General features: G+C 50.2%; 1 protein-coding gene. It reads left to right on the top strand.

What is annotated here, in order from left to right:
- The coding region (locus ACMV5H_RS25550; protein ID WP_414822807.1) for an IS3 family transposase at window positions 1-884 on the top strand (884 nt) is incomplete at its 5' end.
- Window positions 885-920 lie beyond the last annotated feature (36 nt).

Genomic DNA, 920 nt, shown 5'->3' with positions numbered 1-920 from the left:
AGCCAGCAAATAAACTGACGCAAGCGGAACGAGAGCAAATCATCGAGCTGTGTAATCGGGAGCAGTTTGCCAGCCTACCCCCATCACAAATCGTGCCGACCTTGTTAGATAGTGGCGAATATTATGGGTCTGAATCGACATTTTACCGGGTCTTAAAAGCTCAGGGGCAACTCCATCATCGTGGCCGCAGCTTAGCACCGAAAGGCTCTGTGTTACCAACGACTTATACCGCGACAGGTCCAGGTCAGGTGTTTTGCTGGGATATTACTTATTTGCCCAGCACGGTGCGTGGGCAGTTTTACTATCTGTACATGTTGGAAGACTTGTTCAGCCGTAAGATTGTCGGCAACGAAGTGTATGAACAGGAGTCTGGAGAACATGCCGCGAAGCTGTTAGAGCAAACGCTGGTACGGGAGAACTGTTTACACAGTGGTGTCGTGTTGCACTCAGACAACGGCGCACCGATGAAATCGCAAACCATGCGGATAAAAGCGTATGAGCTTGGGGTGACCACCTCGTACAGCAGACCGCGGGTCAGCAATGATAATCCGTTTGCAGAGTCCTTGTTCAGAACCTGCAAATACCGACCAGATTGGCCCTCAGCAGGGTTTAAAAGTCTTGATGATGCAAGGAGATGGGTGCTGAAATTTACGCGCTGGTACAACTACGAACATAAGCACAGTCAATTGCGCTTCGTGACGCCACACCAACGTCATACAGGTCAGGATAGCGTCATTCTGGCTCAGCGCAAAGTGTACATCGAAGCTGCGAAAGCGGCTAATCCAAGTCGTTGGGGAAAGCGCGAAATACGAAACTGCACACCAGTGGGACCGACAACGCTGAATCCAGAAAGAGAGCCGACTAAAGAAAAACAGGCCGCTTAAAACGGTCAATGGTGACAACTAGCTTGAAAAACGCCG

The organism is Serratia sp. N21D137, assembly GCF_047530005.1.
GTDB classification, from domain to species: domain Bacteria; phylum Pseudomonadota; class Gammaproteobacteria; order Enterobacterales; family Enterobacteriaceae; genus Chania; species Chania fonticola_B.
This window is presented reverse-complemented; position numbering and strand designations above follow the sequence as displayed.